The 18001-nt window shown below is 36.6% G+C and carries 15 protein-coding genes; 2 read left to right on the top strand and 13 right to left on the bottom strand.

Translation table 11 applies throughout. The features are described from left to right. The 5 genes from NST77_RS05415 to NST77_RS05395 all read right to left on the bottom strand — a co-directional run bounded on the left by NST77_RS05415 (position 1) and on the right by NST77_RS05395 (position 5495). On the bottom strand, positions 1-1743 hold the full coding sequence (locus NST77_RS05415; RefSeq protein WP_095329131.1) for a glycoside hydrolase family 2 protein: 1743 nt from the start codon (positions 1741-1743) through the stop codon (positions 1-3). Beyond that, the gene (locus NST77_RS05410) at positions 1743-2180 is read right to left on the bottom strand and encodes a hypothetical protein (protein WP_095329130.1); all 438 of its coding nucleotides are present in this window, start codon (positions 2178-2180) and stop codon (positions 1743-1745) included. Before NST77_RS05410 ends, NST77_RS05415 begins: the two co-directional genes overlap by 1 nt. Further along, a complete protein-coding gene (locus tag NST77_RS05405) occupies positions 2180-3025 on the bottom strand; it encodes a carbohydrate ABC transporter permease (protein ID WP_095329129.1) in 846 nt (281 codons plus the stop codon). The genes NST77_RS05410 and NST77_RS05405 overlap by 1 nt, the downstream gene beginning before the upstream one ends. A 16-nt stretch (positions 3026-3041) precedes the next feature. Beyond that, the gene (locus NST77_RS05400) at positions 3042-3965 is read right to left on the bottom strand and encodes a carbohydrate ABC transporter permease (protein ID WP_328587979.1); all 924 of its coding nucleotides are present in this window, start codon (positions 3963-3965) and stop codon (positions 3042-3044) included. 264 nt (positions 3966-4229) lie between these two features. Then, a complete protein-coding gene (locus NST77_RS05395; RefSeq protein WP_123257437.1) occupies positions 4230-5495 on the bottom strand; it encodes an extracellular solute-binding protein in 1266 nt (421 codons plus the stop codon). 224 nt (positions 5496-5719) lie between these two features. Between NST77_RS05395 and NST77_RS05390 the strand changes: the two genes are divergently transcribed. After that, entirely contained in the window at positions 5720-6640 is a 921-nt protein-coding gene (locus NST77_RS05390; RefSeq protein ID WP_095329127.1) for an ArsR/SmtB family transcription factor, read from the top strand. A 112-nt stretch (positions 6641-6752) separates the two neighbouring features. Here NST77_RS05390 and priA read toward each other — a convergent pair whose 3' ends face one another. The 7 genes from priA to NST77_RS05355 form a co-directional block, all read right to left on the bottom strand. Next, positions 6753-9164, bottom strand: coding sequence for a primosomal protein N' (gene priA / locus NST77_RS05385; protein ID WP_095329126.1), 2412 nt, complete (start codon positions 9162-9164; stop codon positions 6753-6755). Further along, the gene (gene coaBC, locus NST77_RS05380) at positions 9161-10375 is read right to left on the bottom strand and encodes a bifunctional phosphopantothenoylcysteine decarboxylase/phosphopantothenate--cysteine ligase CoaBC (protein ID WP_341122772.1); all 1215 of its coding nucleotides are present in this window, start codon (positions 10373-10375) and stop codon (positions 9161-9163) included. Before coaBC ends, priA begins: the two co-directional genes overlap by 4 nt. A 406-nt stretch (positions 10376-10781) precedes the next feature. Beyond that, complete coding sequence (gene rpoZ, locus NST77_RS05375) at positions 10782-11000, bottom strand: DNA-directed RNA polymerase subunit omega (protein WP_047939945.1); 219 nt, start codon at positions 10998-11000, stop codon at positions 10782-10784. A gap of 3 nt (positions 11001-11003) precedes the next feature. Further along, positions 11004-11618, bottom strand: a complete 615-nt coding sequence (gene gmk / locus NST77_RS05370; protein WP_095329125.1) for a guanylate kinase — start codon at positions 11616-11618, stop codon at positions 11004-11006. A 9-nt stretch (positions 11619-11627) separates the two neighbouring features. Further along, positions 11628-11891 (bottom strand): extracellular matrix/biofilm regulator RemA, encoded by a 264-nt coding sequence (gene remA, locus NST77_RS05365; protein ID WP_016201046.1) that lies wholly within the window; start codon positions 11889-11891, stop codon positions 11628-11630. Positions 11892-11951: 60 nt separating this feature from the next. Then, entirely contained in the window at positions 11952-12827 is an 876-nt protein-coding gene (locus NST77_RS05360) for a YicC/YloC family endoribonuclease (protein WP_163185032.1), read from the bottom strand. A gap of 204 nt (positions 12828-13031) precedes the next feature. After that, the gene (locus NST77_RS05355) at positions 13032-15710 is read right to left on the bottom strand and encodes a calcium-translocating P-type ATPase, SERCA-type (RefSeq protein ID WP_163184939.1); all 2679 of its coding nucleotides are present in this window, start codon (positions 15708-15710) and stop codon (positions 13032-13034) included. A gap of 378 nt (positions 15711-16088) precedes the next feature. On the opposite strand from NST77_RS05355, the gene NST77_RS05350 reads away from it, so the two are divergent. Beyond that, positions 16089-17801: an NFACT RNA binding domain-containing protein gene (locus tag NST77_RS05350; RefSeq protein ID WP_163185029.1), complete on the top strand. Its 1713-nt coding sequence runs from the start codon at positions 16089-16091 to the stop codon at positions 17799-17801. 59 nt (positions 17802-17860) lie between these two features. Here NST77_RS05350 and NST77_RS05345 read toward each other — a convergent pair whose 3' ends face one another. Next, positions 17861-17986: a hypothetical protein gene (locus NST77_RS05345; protein WP_268877106.1), complete on the bottom strand. Its 126-nt coding sequence runs from the start codon at positions 17984-17986 to the stop codon at positions 17861-17863. Positions 17987-18001 lie beyond the last annotated feature (15 nt).

The raw sequence follows: 18001 nt of genomic DNA, 5'->3' as shown, positions 1-18001 counted from the left end.
TTATAATCTTCGGGTATTTACTTGTCTTACTCTCTCTACAGAAACTTTTGGCTTCCGATCGATTGTAAGTAAGCCATTTACTTCTTGTTGGACATCGGTTAGTTGTGTATAACAATAACCACATACGTATTCTAAATCCTGAACTGCATGGTGGATGTCTTCAAAACGTTTAAAGAACGCTTCTTCATCCTTCACTTGATTCCCATAGCCCCAACCTTCCTCTGTTTGGAAAGCGATTCCGCCAAACTCTGAAATAACTATTGGCTGTCCTTTATACGGATAACCATCTGCAAAAGCATAAAAACCTTTATTGAACTGGATGCCATTTGACATTAACTTGTCGCTGTCTTTATATCTACTTGCAAGCAACGCTCCATATTCCTCATAGTCATGAAGGGTGATAATATCGGAAATAGTATGTTCCCAGCCATCATTTGTGATAACAGGGCGATTACGATCATACGCTTTAGTTAAATGATAGATACTTTCCGTAAAAGCTTGTTGCTGCTTATCATGATGGATATCGCCAATGCCCCACGATTCATTAAATGGCACCCATGTAATCACACTCGGATGGTTGTAATTTTGCTTCACAATTTCCAGCCATTCATGGGTAAAATTGCGGACTGCTTTGTCACTAAAGCCATACGTTGAACCAACTTCCAGCCAGACAAGAAGCCCTTTCTTATCTGCTAAATATAAAAATCTGCTGTCTTCTACTTTTTGGTGCTTACGAACTCCGTTATATCCCAACTCTAATATTTTATCGATATCTTCTTCCAACGCCGCAACACTTGGTGGTGTTAAATCTGATTCTTCCCAGTAGCCTTGATCCAAAATTAAGCGTTGATATAACTCTCTATTATTAAGAAGAATTCTATTTCCTTCAATAGATATCTTGCGCATACCAAAATAAGAGTGAATTTCATCCAGTAATTCATCATGGTGGTACAATTTAAGCGTCAAATCATATAATTTAGGGCTTTCTGGACTCCATACTTTCATTGTCCATGGATCCAGTCTTTCTAATACACTTCCAGTAAGGGACGCTGCATTATCAATTATATTAGCTGTTAATTCATTGATTACTTTATCGTCAAATTGGATGGATGCCACTATTTTATAGCCATCTGCCGTTAGCGGAATTCCTTTTGTTTCTACTTCAATCGCTACTTGTTGGGCATCAAATAATGGTGTAATTTTCGCATGATTTAAGTGAAACTCATTTACATATTCCAACCAAACGGATTTCCATATTCCTGTTGTCTGAACATACCAGCAGCCAAAATTCTCATCATGCCAGCGCTGTTTTCCTCTTGGTTGTGCACAATCCTTTGAATCTTTGACTTTAATAGTTAGTTTATTCTCTCCAGTTGTTACAAAGTCAGTTACATCCACAGAAAAACCATGGTAACCTCCTTGATGGATCGTGGCAAGATTCCCATTTACATAGATAAAAGCCTCATAATCTACTCCTTCAAAATGGACAATTGGATGCTTCTTTGTATCATCGATTACGATTGTTCTTTCATACCATACTGTTTCATGATGTTCTTGCTGATTGACGCCGCTCGCTTTCGTCTCATAAGTAAACGGCACATTGATTGTTTGGCTTTCTGGAAAAGAGTCATACCATCTCTCTTTGTCTCCCACTTTTTTATCATCAAACGCAAATTTCCATTTTCCATCTAAAGAAACCCATTCCACTCTGTGAAACTGAGGATTTGGATGCAATACATTCATTAATTTATACCTCCGACTCGTTTATTTATTGTCCTATTTATTTTTCGAATAGATTTATTTTTTGCTAAAACTAAAATACCCGCTGACATACATAAAACTAGACTGATAATATCCATGATGATATAGGATAGTGCTCCACATACAAACAGCCATACGGCAACCTTTACATGAACTTGATCATCTATCATATATTTCTTGGCACAGACTAAATTTATTAATCCTAGACCAATTAATAAAGCCCCAAACATACCAATGAATATATAGATACTTCCAACATAAGATTCCATCGCTTTTATATAGACAAAAGCCGAGTCCTCCACAAGCTTAGCACCTTCTACCTTTTTTACTGTTCCATATAGCAGGATCGTAATAAGTCCATCAACGATTTGCCAAACGCCTACTATTCTCACTAAATTTCTTTCTAGTTTTCTATTCATTATCCTTTCACTCCAGCTGATAAGGACATTGATTCTAAGAAATATTTCTGTGCGAATAGGTACAGGATAAAGGTGGGAATTATCGCAACCAATGCGCCTGCCATTAATAAGGTTGGCTGTGCTTGATACATCCCTTGCAATAGCTGCAGCCCCGGTGTGATCGGCATTTTTTCTATATCATTAAAAACAATTGATGGCCATAAAAAGTCATTCCATGATCCTGTAAAGGAAAATAAGGCAACAACAAGGAGAACCGGTTTGATCAAAGGCAAAATTACCTTACCTAAAATTTGAAAATCACTTGCCCCATCCATACGAGCTGCTTCATCAAATTCGAGAGGAATATTATTCATAAATTGTCTAACTAGAAAAATATTGAATACACCTGCTGCGCCTGGAACAATCATCGCAATCGGAGAATTTACCCAACCAAGAATATCGATGATTTTATAGAGAGGAATAAGATTTACTACACCAGGAAACATCATCGTTGCCATTAAAAAGGCAAACAAACCATTTTTCCCTCTAAAATTCAATCTACTAAAAGCGAAGGCTGATAATGTCACCACAATTAATACTAATAATGTGTGTGACACAGAAATAACAACTGAATTTGTAAACCAACGAACCAATGGTGTACTTGTATTATCAACTAATAAAGTCGTGTAATTTGTCAGTACCCATTCAATGGGAAGAAATTTAAAGCCTACTGTTTGTAGTTCTATCTCTGATTTAAAGGAGGTTACAACTCCCCATAATAAAGGAATAATCCAAATCACAGCCATGATAAGCAAAAAGGCAAACCCGATTATTTTAGGTAGTGGATTGATTCTTTTACTGCTCATACTCTTCCTCCTTTAATTAATTCTTCTTCTCTCTCAAGAAAAAGAATTGTAATGATGCAACAACCATTATACAAAGTCCAAGAATAACAGCCATCGCCGACGAGATCCCCGCAATTGATTGACCTGAACCAAAGGCATTTTGCTGAATATCCATTAATAACACCCTTGTTGAATCTGTTGGACCGCCACCTGTTAACATCAACGGCTGTCCATAAACATTAAATTGAGCAATGGTTGTAATAACAACCGTATATAGAATTTGACCTCTAATGCTCGGAAGGGTAATTTTCATAAACTTCTGAAAAGGAGATGCGCCATCAATATCTGCCGCTTCATAATAATCTTTCGGAATACCATTCAATGCCGCTTGGTAAATGATCATATTTCCTCCAATCGTCCACCAAACTGTTACTGCTACCAATGCAATCCATGCATATGGCTGAGTACCAGTCCAAACGGTTTCCAGATTGAAAATATTATTAATTGGACCATATGTTACATTAAACATAAGCCCCCAAATAATGATGACAGCAGAAATTGCAAACAATGATGGTAAATAGAATAAAGACTGAAATACTTTCCATAGAACTGGTTTTGTGTTCAAAGCTGCTGCAAGAAGCAGAGGTACAATAATACAAAATGGGACAGTAAATAGAACAAATAAAAAGGTATTTTTCAACCCATTATGAAGTTGTTCATAAAAGACGGAGTCTGGTTGAAGTAATAATTCTTTGTAATTATCCAATCCAACAAAAATTGGCGAACTAATTAAATCCCATTCTGTAAAAGAAATATAAATTCCAAAAAAGATTGGAATAAGAAAAAACACTCCAAAAATGATCAAATGAGGGGCTAAAAATAGCCATGGTGCAAAGGATGTACTTCTGGAGTTTTTTAATTTCATTTGTTTTACATTTTTCGTAGCGGGAACAGTTTCCATACGCCCTACTTCCTTTCCTCTCGCTTCTATTAGAATAAGATTTTAATCTTATTCTAGTTTGAGCATACAGCCTAAATACTTCGATTTCCTGCTGCACTTTTGTTTCTATATTTAGGCTGCTTGCTTTTTATTCCATTAGCTGTTTAGGATAAAGTTCAATAAGAATTCGCATAATAATATTCCACAACAGTAAACACTACCTTGTTAAAGTCAGCGGCTTCTCCAATCACTCTATAAGTAAGCGTTTTTACTTTTTGGCAAACATTAATTCGAATTATCTTTTTCTACCTTAGCAGATATTTCTTTTTCCATATCTGCTAATGCTTTGTCTGTTTCTGTTTTGGAGAATACAACATCCCCAGCTTTAGAATCTAATAGTTCTGAAACATAACCATTGTATTTATAGTCAAAGATTTTTAATGTTGCTTGTTGTTCAGGTGTTGCCAAGAAGAAGGATTGTGGCATTGCTTTATATTCTTCATTTTCTAAAAGCGCAAGCGTAGCTGGATTTTGTCCCGATTTTGCCCATTCCATTGAATTATCACGAACCCAGTCTAAAAACTTCACAACAGCTTTTTCTTTTTCCTCCGTACGTGAGTCATCTTTCAACATGACAAATTGGTGAGAAGAAGACCAGTTGACCGCTTTTGATAGATCATCTGATAATTGAGGCGCATTAGTTAAACCCCAATTTACCTTTGATTCTTTAATTTGGTTTTGCATCCAAATTCCTTCAGGAAGAAAGACAACTTTTCCAGTTAAGAACATTTGGGTCGGATCTTCTCCATCCTTTGTTGTATAACCAGCCTTTACATAATCTCTCCATAGATTAAAAGTATCTTTTGCTGCTTGGTTAACTAAAGTTGGTTGAATACCATCTTCTGTTAACTCACCACCATTTTGTGCATACAAGGACAAGAAATTAGGTTTTAGCCACGTTACCCCTAGTGCTCTGATTTTATCTTTTTGGGCTTTCTCGCCAACTTGTTTAATTTCATCAAATGTAACGATATTGTCATCCAATGCTGTCGGCAAATACTGATCAACTAAATCTTTGTTGTAGTAAAGACCGAAAGTATGAATATCTAACGGGATACTATAACGCTCTGAATCTAGTTCTCCAATCTTCCAAGCTTCTGCTACATAGTTATCTGCTTTAATTTCCGGAAAATCTGCAAGCAAGTCATTATAAGAAGTCAGCATATCATTATCTTTAAACTGTTTAATTCGTTCTGCATGGACAATTGTTAAATCTGGAATATTCTTTTTAGAGTTTACAATCGTTGGAATTTTCGTATACATATCTCCTTCTTTTAAAGAGACGTTTTTGATTTTGTACTCGGGATTTGTTTTATTATATTCATTTACCATCGCCTGCATATTTTTTCCATCTGGACCTGTGAACGGATTCCAAAACGTTATTTCATTCTTGGCACTGCTACTTGCTTCTGAATCGCCACAGCCTGCTAAAATACTGATTGAGAGTCCAATCACACCAACATACTTCCAAAGCTTGCTCTTTGCCCCCACATTAATTCCTCCTTTTATTTAACTTAACACTTAATAAAAATCTTTAACTAAAAAGTTAAAGTAATTGCACAACTTCTTATTACACTATTAATTTAACAACATAAGAAAGCGTTGTCAATCTTATTTAAACAATATTTTTAGTGTTTTCTATTGTAGTTAAACACTGTGAATGATAAAATAAACAGACAAGCTACTTTTTAACCATAAAGTTAAAGGAGATTGCTATGCAAATACAAATTTCAAAAGACTATTTTCATATTTATCAAGCCCTTGCTAGTGAAACAAGAATAGAGATTATAGAAATTCTCGCAAAAAACAACATGAATATTTCTGATTTAGCAAAACAATTAGGCATAAGCGCCGCCATTGTTACCCGTCATATTCAAAAGCTAGAAGAAGCAGGGATTGTTAAATCGGAACGAATCCCTGGAAAATCAGGACTCCAAAAAATTGTTTATTTAGCGATAGACAATATTGAAATTCATTTTCCACGAAAAATATTTAAAGAATATCAACTACACGAAACTGATTTAAAAATTGGCCATTATACAGATTTTTCTGTAAAGCCTACTTGTGGGATCGCAACAGAAAAAGAAATAATCGGGAAAGCAGATGATCCAAAATATTTTATGGACAGCCAAAGAGTGGACGCCCAGCTATTATGGTTGTCTCAAGGATTTGTAGAGTATAAAATCCCTAACTTACTAGGACCAAATGAAATTCCAGAAATGGTAGAAATCAGTCTGGAGCTTGCTTCTGAATTCCCACTTTCCAATAATGTTTGGCCGAGCGACATAACATTTTATTTAAATAATGTAAAGCTCGGTACATACACTGTTCCCGGTAATTTTTCTGATGTGAGAGGTCGCTATACACCAAAATGGTGGAATGATAAATTTAGTCAGTACGGTTTGTTAAAAACGATCAGAGTGAATAAAATCGATACAGGGATTGATGGCGAACCCTTTTCGAGCGTAACGATTAATGAATTACAGCTTGAGAGCTCTCCTTTCCTCACTCTGAGAATTGCGGTCGAAGAGGAATCTGAAAGAGTTGGTGGATTAACTATATTCGGGGAACATTTCGGGAACCATAAACAAAATATTCAGGTTGGCATTTATTATTTGGAGAAGGAAAATAATTAACGAAAGAAAAAACATGGGTAAGGTCATTGACTGAGACCCTACCCATGTTTTTTTAATACTATGGTCTTACTAGTTACAATCTGATCAAACAGTTCGATTACTCTACAGAACATTACATCAAAATAAACGGATTAACATCAATCGAAATCTGTAGGCCGTTTGTGCTTATTTCTGTTTGGTAATGATCTAATATTGATTTTAAAACTTCTTCTAAGTTTGGTTCTTGTTTATACTTTATTAGGCATTGATAGCGATATTTATTTTTTATTCTAGCAATTGGTGAAGCGACTGGTCCTAAAATAACCGTTTGCGGTGATAATCTATTTCGGACGATCTGCGTGATTTTTTCCGCAACCCCGACTACTTTCATTAGCTCTTCATGACTAATCGTAATCATCGTAAGAAAATAGTAGGGAGGATAAGCATGTTGTCTGCGAATCATCATCTCTGTTTCATAAAAACGGTCATAATCCTGTTCGCTCGCAAGCTCAATACTATAATGCTCTGGCGTATAGGTTTGGAAAATTACTTCGCCTTGCAATTCATGTCTGCCTGCTCTTCCGCTTACTTGTGTCAGTAATTGAAAGGTCTTCTCCGATGAGCGGAAATCTGGCAAATGAAGCATTGTATCAGCTGACAGTACACCAACTAGCGTAATTCTTGGGAAATCTAGTCCTTTGGCAATCATTTGGGTGCCTAATAGAATATCTGCTTCTCCCTCTTGAAATTTTTGCAGCAGCTTTTCATGGGCTCCCTTTCGACTTGTTGTATCGACATCCATGCGAATAACCCTTGCTTCAGGCAAAATTTTCGTCAGCTCTTCTTCTACCTTTTGCGTCCCTGTGCCAAAATATCGAATATGCTCGCTGCTGCATTCTGGACAAGTGGTAGGCGTATACGTTTCATATCCACAATAGTGGCACTTCATCTGATTTTGAAAACGGTGATAGGTCAAGCTAATATCACAATTTGGACATTTCACCACATAACCGCAATCACGGCACATGACAAAGGAGGAATGTCCCCGTTTATTTAAAAACAATACTGTTTGCTCTTTCTTTTCTAGACGATCTTTTAGTTTTTCCAGCAACACTTCGGAAAACATGGAACGATTACCACTTCTCAATTCTTCTCGCATATCAATAATTTCCACTTTTGGGAGTTCTTGGTTATTCATACGATTTGGAAGGGACAGTAAAGAATATACACCTTTTTGAGCTCTTGCAAAGCTTTCTAAAGATGGCGTGGCACTACCCAAAATAATCGGACAGCCATGCTTTTTCCCTCTCTCGATCGCGACATCTTTAGCATGATAGCGAGGATTCTCCTCTTGCTTATATGTCATTTCATGCTCTTCATCAATAATGATAAGCCCGAGATTTGTAAATGGCGCAAAGATAGCAGATCTAGCTCCAACTACCACCTTTACTTCATTTCTTTGGATTTTCCGCCACTCATCATATTTTTCTCCCACCGATAACCCACTATGGAGAACGGCAACCTGATCGCCAAAGCGGCCTTTAAAGCGATTGACCATCTGTGGTGTCAGCGCTATTTCCGGAACAAGCACAATTGCTTCTTCTCCCTTTGCCAGCACTTTATCAATGGATTGTAAATATACCTCTGTTTTCCCACTACCGGTTACACCATACAACAGAAAAACTTCATGCTGATTTTGTTCTACCGCTTGATGAATCGGCGCCACCACTTTCGCCTGATCATCGGTTAAAGGCAAGGCAAATGTTCTTTCAAACTCCCGCTCTTGATAAGGATCGCGGTATACTTCTTTTTCCATTTCTGCAAGAAGCCCTTTTTCGACTAAGCCTTTTATTACAGCTGTTGAAATACTCAATTTCGTAAGTAGTTGCTTTTGTTCGATTGGGTCTGGATGCTCACTAAAATAAACCAATAATTCTTTTTGTTTTTTAGCGTTTTTATTCAGCGAGTCTTCATAATGAAGTAATTCTTCCCTATTTAGAAGAGGATAAATATGTTTTACCTTCTTCTTCTTGCCTCTTGATTGTACCTCATAGGAAACCTCGATTGTTCCTTTCTTCACTTCCTTTTGTAAGGAAGAAAGAGATACATTCTTTAACGCTTCCTCCCAAACCACTTCTCCCGTTTTCGTAAAAAGAGCGGCTACCCCTTCAGCCATCTTCTCTTCTTCCCCAGATACCTTCTTTACTTTACGCTCATATTTAGCTTTTAAAGCCGGTGGTAACATCGCTTGAAAAGCAGAAATCTTATAACAGAGCGTAGAATGGGACAACCAGTCAGCAAGAGATAAAAGTTCTTTATTTAAAACGGGCACTAAGTCCATCGGTTCTATGATTTTTTTTAATGATTTAAAGCTTGAGGTTTCTTCTATGCTTTCCACAAAACCTTGCACCTTTCTAGGACCAAATGGAACAATTACGCGCATTCCTGGTTGAATAACATCTTCCAATTCTTCTGGAATTAGATAATCAAAGGGTCTGTCCGTTTGTTTTGCCGGTACATCGACAATTACTTTGGCTACCGTCATTTTTGAACAGCTTCCTTCATCAACATAGCTTGTTCCAAGATTTTTTCCGCTACTTCATCCTTAGAAAGAAGCGGTAATTCGATAGAAGTTCCATCTCTCTTGTACATCGTCACAAGATTTGTATCGGTTCCAAAGCCAGAATCTTGTCTATTTACATTATTAGCCACAATCATATCTGCATTTTTCCGTTTTAATTTATCCATTGCATATTCAGCCATATTTTGCGTTTCTGCTGCAAAGCCAATGAGAATCTGCTGTTCTTTTCTTTTTCCAAGTTCGGATAAAATATCTTGGGTCCGCGTGAATTCAATTGTTTCGGGACCACTTTGCTTTTTCACTTTGTGGTCATAAACAATCGTGGGTTTATAGTCACTTACCGCAGCTGTTTTAATAATAATGTCAGCTTTTTCTCTGGATGTCATTACAGCGTTATACATCTCTTCCGCACTTTCCACTGAAATAACTTGAGCACCTTTTGGTGGAGCTAGATTCGTAGGTCCAGATACTAAAATAACATCTGCCCCATACGCAATTGCTTTTTTAGCAATACTATATCCCATTTTTCCAGAGGAGTGATTAGAAATAAAACGAACTGGATCAATTTTTTCACGCGTTGGTCCAGCAGTCACGAGGACGGTTGTTCCAGTTAGGATTTTGTTCTTGTTATTATCGGAAAAATAGTCCTCCATATGCTGAACAATCATTTCCGGTTCTTCCAATCTTCCTTTTCCGACATAGCCACATGCTAAATAGCCTTCACCTGGGTTGATAAAACGGTAACCATAGTCATGAAGCGTGTTAATATTTTTAATAACAGCAGGATGATCATACATATGTACATTCATCGCTGGCGCAATCCAAACGTCACTTGTTGCTGCAAGCAAAGTTGTTGTGATCATATTATCCGCAATACCGTTTGCAATCTTTCCAATCACATTGGCCGTTGCTGGGGCCACTAAAATTAGATCAGCCCAATCAGCCAAATCAATATGTGCTATCACTTTTGGATCTTTTTCATCGAAGGTGTCTGTATATACTTCGTTTTTAGAGAGGGCATTAAAGGTTAATGGATTCACAAATTCCATTGCCGATTCCGACATGATAACCTTCACATCTGCACCCTTTTGCGTTAATTTACTAGTTAAAGCACATACCTTATATACCGCAATTCCCCCTGTTACACACAGAAGAATCTTCTTGCCATTCAACATCATGTGCCTACTTCCTTTCTTTTTATTCTAAAGTTTATGATCATATCATCAGTCAGAGAAGTTGTCCCTCACCCTCTCTTACCGGTTAGTTGAACCATTTGTATCTGTCAGACTTATATGAATCTTTTTTTCGTTAAGAATAAGATATATTGTTTGTTTATGAATAAGGCTATTGAATTAAAGAAGCAAGTTGCTCATAAAAAATGTGAGCAATCCTGAACAGAAATTCCCCCAACTTTGTTAGAATCAATATGCTTAAACTTCAGCCATATGTAAGATTTGCATTTCTTTTATTATTGTTAGCATATAATTAAATAATCATTATGTCCATGAAAAAAGACTTAGTAAATGGAATCATTCCTTTTACTTAAGCCTTTTATTCCGTACTATATTGATTAAATATTAATTATTCCTCGCTTGCGCCATTGGGTGTATTCACACGATAAGTTAATTGATCTTTGTTGATTTCTTCTAATGCTTTCCCGACATTTTTATGAGAAACATATTTTGCTAATTGCGGTTTCGCATTTGTTTGTAGCTTTCTTGCTCTTTTTGCAGCAACAGATACTAATGAATATTTGGAATCGATTTTTGTCATTAATTTATCAATAGATGGATATAACATAGATTAATTAGCCTCCAGCATTTTTTTGTATTTTGGTTCTACTCTTTCTCTGCGACAATGCTCTGCAACAATGATTGCTTTTATTTTTTCACAAGCATTCTCTACTGTATCATTTTCTACGACATAATCATATAAGTGCATCATTTCTATTTCTTCTCTTGCCACATTCATGCGGTTGTTAATAATTTCTTCTGACTCTGTTCCTCTTGTCACAATACGATTTTTTAACTCTGATAAACTCGGCGGGCTCAAGAAGATAAATAATCCATCTGGAAACTTCTCACGAACCTGTTTCGCACCCTCTACTTCAATTTCCAAAAAGACATCTTTGCCCTTTAATGTTGTTTCTCTTACATAGTCAACAGGTGTACCATAGTAGTTTCCAACAAACTCTGCATATTCTAGTAATTTTCCTTGTTCAATTAAATTCTCAAATTCTTCTCTTGATTTAAAGAAGTAATCTACTCCATCTACCTCACCAGCGCGCGGTGATCTGGTTGTCATGGAAATAGAATATTCAAAGGATGTATTTTTTTGTGAGAAGATTTCCTTTCTCACTGTTCCTTTCCCTACACCAGAAGGTCCAGATAAAACGATTAAAAGTCCCTTTTCTACCAAATTTTTCTCCTACCCTTCCTCTATGATCTCATCACGATCGTTTAAACGGTGTGCAACTGTTTCTGGCTGAACTGCTGAAAGAACAACGTGGTCACTGTCCATCACAATAACAGCTCTTGTTCTTCGTCCATACGTTGCATCTATTAAGGATCCTCTATCCCTAGCATCTTGGATAATACGTTTAATAGGAGCAGATTCTGGACTGACAATAGAGATAATTCTATTTGCAGAAACTATATTTCCAAAACCAATATTGATTAATTTTATGGACATTCGTCTTCTCCAATCTTATTATTTTTAGTTTTAACTAGGAAGATTTATTCTAAACCCTTATTATTCAATATTTTGAATTTGCTCTTTCATTTTTTCTAAACAGCTTTTCATCTCCACCACATTTGCTCCAATATCAGCTGAATTAGCTTTGGAGCCAATGGTATTAACCTCTCTGTTCATTTCTTGAAGTAAGAAATCAAGCTTTCTTCCAATCGGGTTAGTTTCTTCCATAATTTGACAAAACTGTCTAATATGACTATGTAATCTAACCAATTCCTCATTAATATCTGCTTTATCTGCAAAAATCGCCACTTCTGTAATAAGGCGTGCTTCATCAATCGGTTCCGTTAAATAACTTTCTATTCTTGCCTTGAGCTTTTCACGGTATTGTGCTATCACTTCTGGAGCCAATGACTGTAACTTCGCAACTAGCTTTTCTATCTGCTTAAGATTGCTTTCTAAGTCTTTGGATAATTCCTCTCCTTCAATAGTGCGCATCCTATTTAATTGAACAACCGCTTCTTCCATTGTAACAAGCAACACTTCTGATAGTTCTTCCATATCAAGCTCTCGTTCTACTATTTGAAAACACTCTTCTTGATTTAATAAATCACGAAGCGAGATGGGCTCTTTGATAGAATATTTGTCTTTTAATTGCTGAAGCAATCGATAGTATTGATCAAGCAATGGCCAATCCACTATAATTTCTTGACCTTTTTTGTCTTCATCCTCTAATGTTACAAATACTTCGATTCTACCTCTATGTATATAGTTTGAAATAATTTTCTTTATTTGATCTTCCAAATATAGAAATTGCTTTGGCATCCGAATAATCTGATCGCTAAACCTGTGATTGACCGACTTTATTTCGATATGAAGTGTTGAATGGTGATATTGTTTTGTTGCTCTTCCAAATCCAGTCATGCTTTTCATTATACTGACACATCCGTTTTCTAAAAAATGTGCGAATTAATGTTGCTTGTGCTTTTTCCACAATGTTTAATCGCTGCTTTATTACTCGATCATTTCTCATTATACATTATATAGTTACTAACCTTTTAGAAATCAGCATTAAAAACAGCATCAAATAAATAAAAGGTAATAGAGTGATCTCTACTACCTTTTGGATTATAACATATTTTATTTTGATTTACTTAATAAAAATGATCCTGCGAGTAAAAAAGTTGGTACGGAGGCGAATCCGATGATCATTGGCCAATCTTTCATTGCTATTGGCAGTGTATGGAAGATTTCTTGCAGCCCTGGCACGTAAATAACAATAAGTGCCAATACTAAGGAAGAAATCACAGCCCAAACTAAGTACATATTGCCAAATGGATTTCTTGAAAGAATGGATTTTTCACTGCGGCAGTCAAATACATGAATTAACTGGGCAAGTACCAATGTTATAAAAGCAACGGTTTGGGCATATTCAAGATTTTCTGGATTATTGTTATAGGCAAACATAAAGGCTAGAATAGTCGAAACACCGATCAAGAACCCGCGAGAGATAACCTTCCAGCCCAATCCTCTAGAAAATACACCTTCATTCGGACTACGCGGTCCTCTTTTCATAACATTATCTTCCGGTCTATCTAAGCCTAAGGCCATCGCTGGCAAACCGTCTGTTACTAAATTCACCCATAAAATTTGAATAGGAACAAGCGGCAAAGGAAGTGCTAATAGCATCGCAAATAACATCACCAGTATTTCCCCAACATTTGAAGCAAGTAAATAGCGGATAAATTTACGAATGTTTTCATAAATATTTCTTCCTTCTACAATAGCAGATTTAATACTCGCAAAATTATCATCCATCAATACTAAAGAAGATGCTTCCTTTGCGACATCCGTGCCTGTGATTCCCATTGCAATTCCGATATCAGCTTTCTTTATCGCTGGAGCGTCATTTACTCCGTCCCCAGTCATCGCAACTACATGCCCTCTATTTTGAAACGCCTGAACAATCTTCAATTTATGCTCTGGCGAAACTCGTGCAAATACAGCAACATCTTCAACGATATCCTCTAATTCTTTTAAACTTAGATCTGAAAGCTCTTTCCCTTCCATTACTTTAGAGTGATTATTGGCAATGCCTAGCTGTTTCGCAATAGCATTTGCAGTAATAACATGGTCTCCTGTAATCATTACTGTTTTTATACCAGCTTCTTTACATTCTTTTACAGCTTGTTTTACTTCTGGCCTTGGCGGATCAATAATTCCTTGGAGACCGATGAAAATTAAATCCTTTTCTGCTTCTCTTTCATGCATAATAAGGGTATTTGGTGAAATTTCCTTATAGCCAATCGCAATGGTACGAAGCGCCTGGGAAGCTAAGCCATTGATCGCATCTTGAACCACTTGCTTTTCCTTATTTCCTAAAGCTTGCGAACGATTTTCGAAAAGTATTGATTTACTCTGACCAATTAAGACATCAGGTGCACCTTTAGTAACAACAAATTGACGTCCAGTTGGATCTTTCACCACAACACTCATCATTTTTCTTGTAGAATCAAAAGGGAATTCATTGACAATCGCAAATTGATTTAATAATTGAGCACGAGTGAATCCCGCTTTCATCCCGGCAACTAAAATCGCACCTTCCGTCGGATCCCCATTTAAAACATAATCATCATCTTTTTGCAAAATCTCGGCGTGGTTGCAAAGCATTCCAAAGGTTAAAAGCTGTTGTAGTGCCTTATCCTTTGCTGGATTTACTAATTGTTCACCTACATAGTATTGCCCTTGCGGCTCATATCCGGTTCCATCTACCGTATATGTTTTTCCGCCAATCCAAGTTTTGGTTACTGTCATTTTATTTTGCGTTAATGTTCCGGTTTTATCAGAACAAATGACTGAAGCACAGCCAAGAGTTTCGACAGCAGGAAGCTTTCTGACAATAGCATTTTTGCGAATCATTTTCTGAACACCAAGAGATAGAGCAATCGTTACAATCGCGGGCAAGCCTTCTGGAATCGCGGCTACCGCTAATGATACACCGGCTAGTACCATTGTGTATAAATCATTCCCTTGAAGAACCCCAATCACCACAACTAATACGGTTAATAGTAATGCTGTGACAATGAGAATTTTCCCTAGCTGCTCCAAACGTCTTTGCAGCGGGGTGGTAACAGAATCTGCATTTTGCAGCAAATCAGCAATTTGCCCCATTGCTGTTTTCATCCCTGTCCCAATAACAACCCCGACACCACTTCCACGGGATACCATTGTTCCCATAAAACCCATATTTTCCATATCACCAAGTGCTAGATTATTATTTTTGATTGCAGATACTGTTTTAGGAACTGGCACAGATTCTCCGGTTAACGCAGATTCCTCCACTTCCAGGCTTCTTGATTCAATAATTCTGACATCTGCTCCTATTCGATCCCCGCTCGCGAATTTTATGACATCACCAGGAACTAGCTCCTTCGATAATAGACTAACCCATTCTCCATTCCGAAGTGCCTGAACATGAGGCTGTGATAATTCTTTTAAAGCAGATAATGATTTTTCTGCTCTTATCTCTTGAAAAAATCCAAGAAAACTATTGAGAATGATGATTGCAATTATCGCAATTGCATCAATATATTCGCCTAATAAACCTGAAATAAGCGTGGCAGCTAAAAGAACGAGTACCATAAAATCCTTAAATTGACTGAAGAAAATAAGCAGGAGTGATTGCTTTTCTCCTTCCTCTAATTCATTGTATCCAAAGTTCTTTCGTCGCTTTTCCGCTTCTTCATCTGATAACCCAGCCGAAAAATCAGTATTCAATGTTTGTTCTACTTCTTTTTCGTTCATTTCATGATAGTTCATCCGGCCATCTCACTTCCCCCTTTTTCATTCACCGTTCGCTATAGTAGCAGCGAAGAAATTCGTAGCTGTTTTGAACAAAAGTTAGCAACTTACTAACATACATAGTTGTCCCAACACCACTCTAAGAGAATCATATTCAAGCTTGGCCGAAAAAATGCTAAGGATAGAGATTTAATTCCTATTTATTATGAGAAAAAATACCATATGCCTAGATATCATCTATTTTTTACAAATTAAAACTTATCGAAGGCTGCCTCCACTTCTCGTTATTCTTGCATCTATAGCAAAATCACAAGCATTTTCAACCCAAATCCTTGTATTTCTTCCCCAATAAAGATAGAGTAAAGAGGGAAATTATTATAAATGAGGTCGTTAGTTATGTCATTTGATGGTTTATTTACACGCGCAATGTCTCTTGAATTAAAAGAGCTTTTACTAGGAGGCCGAATTAATAAAGTTCAACAGCCTTTTACGAATGAAATTATTTTATCCATTCGAGCTAATGGAAAAAATCAGAAATTGCTATTATCTGCTCATCCTAGTTATGCCCGCATTCAAATTACGGAAGAAAATTATGAAAATCCTAAAGAACCACCAATGTTCTGCATGCTTCTCCGCAAGCATTTAGAAGGTTATTTTATAGAAGACATTTATCAAATAGACAATGAACGAATCATTGTTTTAGAAATTAGGGGAAGAAATGAAATTGGCGATACTTCCTATAAAAAACTAATGATCGAGATAATGGGGAGACACAGCAATATCATTTTGGTTGACCGCGATAAAAATACTATTCTAGATAGCATTAAACATATTTCGTATGCTGTTAATAGTCATAGAGCTATTCTTCCCGGTTATGAGTATTTAGCACCGCCAAAACAAGAAAAACAAGATCCTTATACTGCAACAGAAGAAGATATTCTAAGAGCTATTGATTTTAATAGCGGAAAATTGGACAAACAGCTGGTCCAGCAATTTGCCGGATTATCTCCACTAGTTGCTAAAGAAATGGTCTATCAGGCAGGTCTTGCCAACCGTGAAACTTTGCCAAAAGCTTTTCTTATGGTAATGGAGCCAATAAAAAATGGCAATTATGCTCCTTCTATTATGGATACTCCAGAGAAAGAATATTTTTACTGCCTATCAATGGAGCATGTCAAAGGAAACGTGAAGTCCTTTCCTACATTAAGTAAAATGCTCGATCGCTATTATTTCGGAAAAGCAGAACGAGACCGTGTGAAACAGCAAAGCAATGATTTAGAACGGTTTATTGTAAATGAACGTGAAAAAAATAAAAAGAAAATAAAAAAACTAGAACGTTCTTTGTCGGAAGCTGAAAATGCAGAACAATATCAATTACTTGGTGAACTTTTGACAGCAAACCTTTATGCGGTTAAAAAAGGCCTGTCAGAAGTAGAAGTAATCAATTATTATGATGAAGAGAGTAAAACCGTTAAGATTCCGCTTAGTCCAAGACTGTCGCCTTCTGAAAATGCGCAAAAATATTTTACAAAATATCAAAAAGCAAAAAATTCGATTGATATTATTAAGGAACAAATTAAACTAGCAGACCAAGAATATGTATACTTTGAAACACTATATCAGCAAATTCTTGCTGCCTCTCCGAAGGATATTCAAGAAATTCGCGAAGAGTTAGTGGAAGAAGGTTACCTTAGAGAAAGACAGAAAAAGCAAAATAAAAAGCCGCAAAATATAAAGCCTGTCTTAGACTACTATGTTTCGTCCGATGGCACAGAAATTATCGTCGGAAAGAATAATAAACAAAATGATTACTTAACAAATAAAGTTGCAGCTAGAGATGAAATTTGGCTGCATACAAAGGATATTCCTGGATCCCATGTTGTCATTCGCAGCAAAGAGCCTTCCGAGGAAACAATCATGCAAGCAGCAATATTAGCAGCTTATTTCAGTAAAGCACGCCAATCTAGCTCTGTTCCCGTTGACTTCACATTAGTACGTCATGTGAAAAAGCCAAGTGGCGCAAAGCCAGGCTTTGTCATATATGATAATCAGCAAACTGTTTATGTTACTCCAGATGAAGAAACGGTTATTCGCTTGAAAAAAAGCTAAATAGTTTGAAACGAGAGGTCTTTAGCTGCCTCTCGTTTTTGTTTGATTGTGCATGTAACTTATGGTAAATCCGTCTGAAAACCAATTTTTTTACTTCCCTCACTAATTTTGGTTTTCATACCTTTTATGAACACCATTGTTCTTCCTCTTGCACTAATTTTGGCGTTCATCCCTTCTATGAACACCACTTCTCCTCCATC

The sequence above is a fragment of the Niallia sp. FSL W8-0177 genome, assembly GCF_038006285.1.
Classification (GTDB): Bacteria; Bacillota; Bacilli; order Bacillales; family Cytobacillaceae; genus Niallia; species Niallia circulans_A.
Note: the sequence above shows the minus strand (reverse complement) of the source record. Positions and strands in the feature narration are given on the sequence as shown.

Coding starts and splice junctions, on each gene's coding strand:
- NST77_RS05415 (WP_095329131.1), bottom strand. CDS start 1,743: ATGAATGTATTGCATCCAAATCCTCAGTTTCACAGAGTGGAATGGGTT.
- NST77_RS05410 (WP_095329130.1), bottom strand. CDS start 2,180: ATGAATAGAAAACTAGAAAGAAATTTAGTGAGAATAGTAGGCGTTTGG.
- NST77_RS05405 (WP_095329129.1), bottom strand. CDS start 3,025: ATGAGCAGTAAAAGAATCAATCCACTACCTAAAATAATCGGGTTTGCC.
- NST77_RS05400 (WP_328587979.1), bottom strand. CDS start 3,965: ATGGAAACTGTTCCCGCTACGAAAAATGTAAAACAAATGAAATTAAAA.
- NST77_RS05390 (WP_095329127.1), top strand. CDS start 5,720: ATGCAAATACAAATTTCAAAAGACTATTTTCATATTTATCAAGCCCTT.
- priA (WP_095329126.1), bottom strand. CDS start 9,164: ATGACGGTAGCCAAAGTAATTGTCGATGTACCGGCAAAACAAACGGAC.
- coaBC (WP_341122772.1), bottom strand. CDS start 10,375: ATGTTGAATGGCAAGAAGATTCTTCTGTGTGTAACAGGGGGAATTGCG.
- rpoZ (WP_047939945.1), bottom strand. CDS start 11,000: ATGTTATATCCATCTATTGATAAATTAATGACAAAAATCGATTCCAAA.
- remA (WP_016201046.1), bottom strand. CDS start 11,891: ATGTCCATAAAATTAATCAATATTGGTTTTGGAAATATAGTTTCTGCA.
- NST77_RS05355 (WP_163184939.1), bottom strand. CDS start 15,710: ATGAACTATCATGAAATGAACGAAAAAGAAGTAGAACAAACATTGAAT.
- NST77_RS05350 (WP_163185029.1), top strand. CDS start 16,089: ATGTCATTTGATGGTTTATTTACACGCGCAATGTCTCTTGAATTAAAA.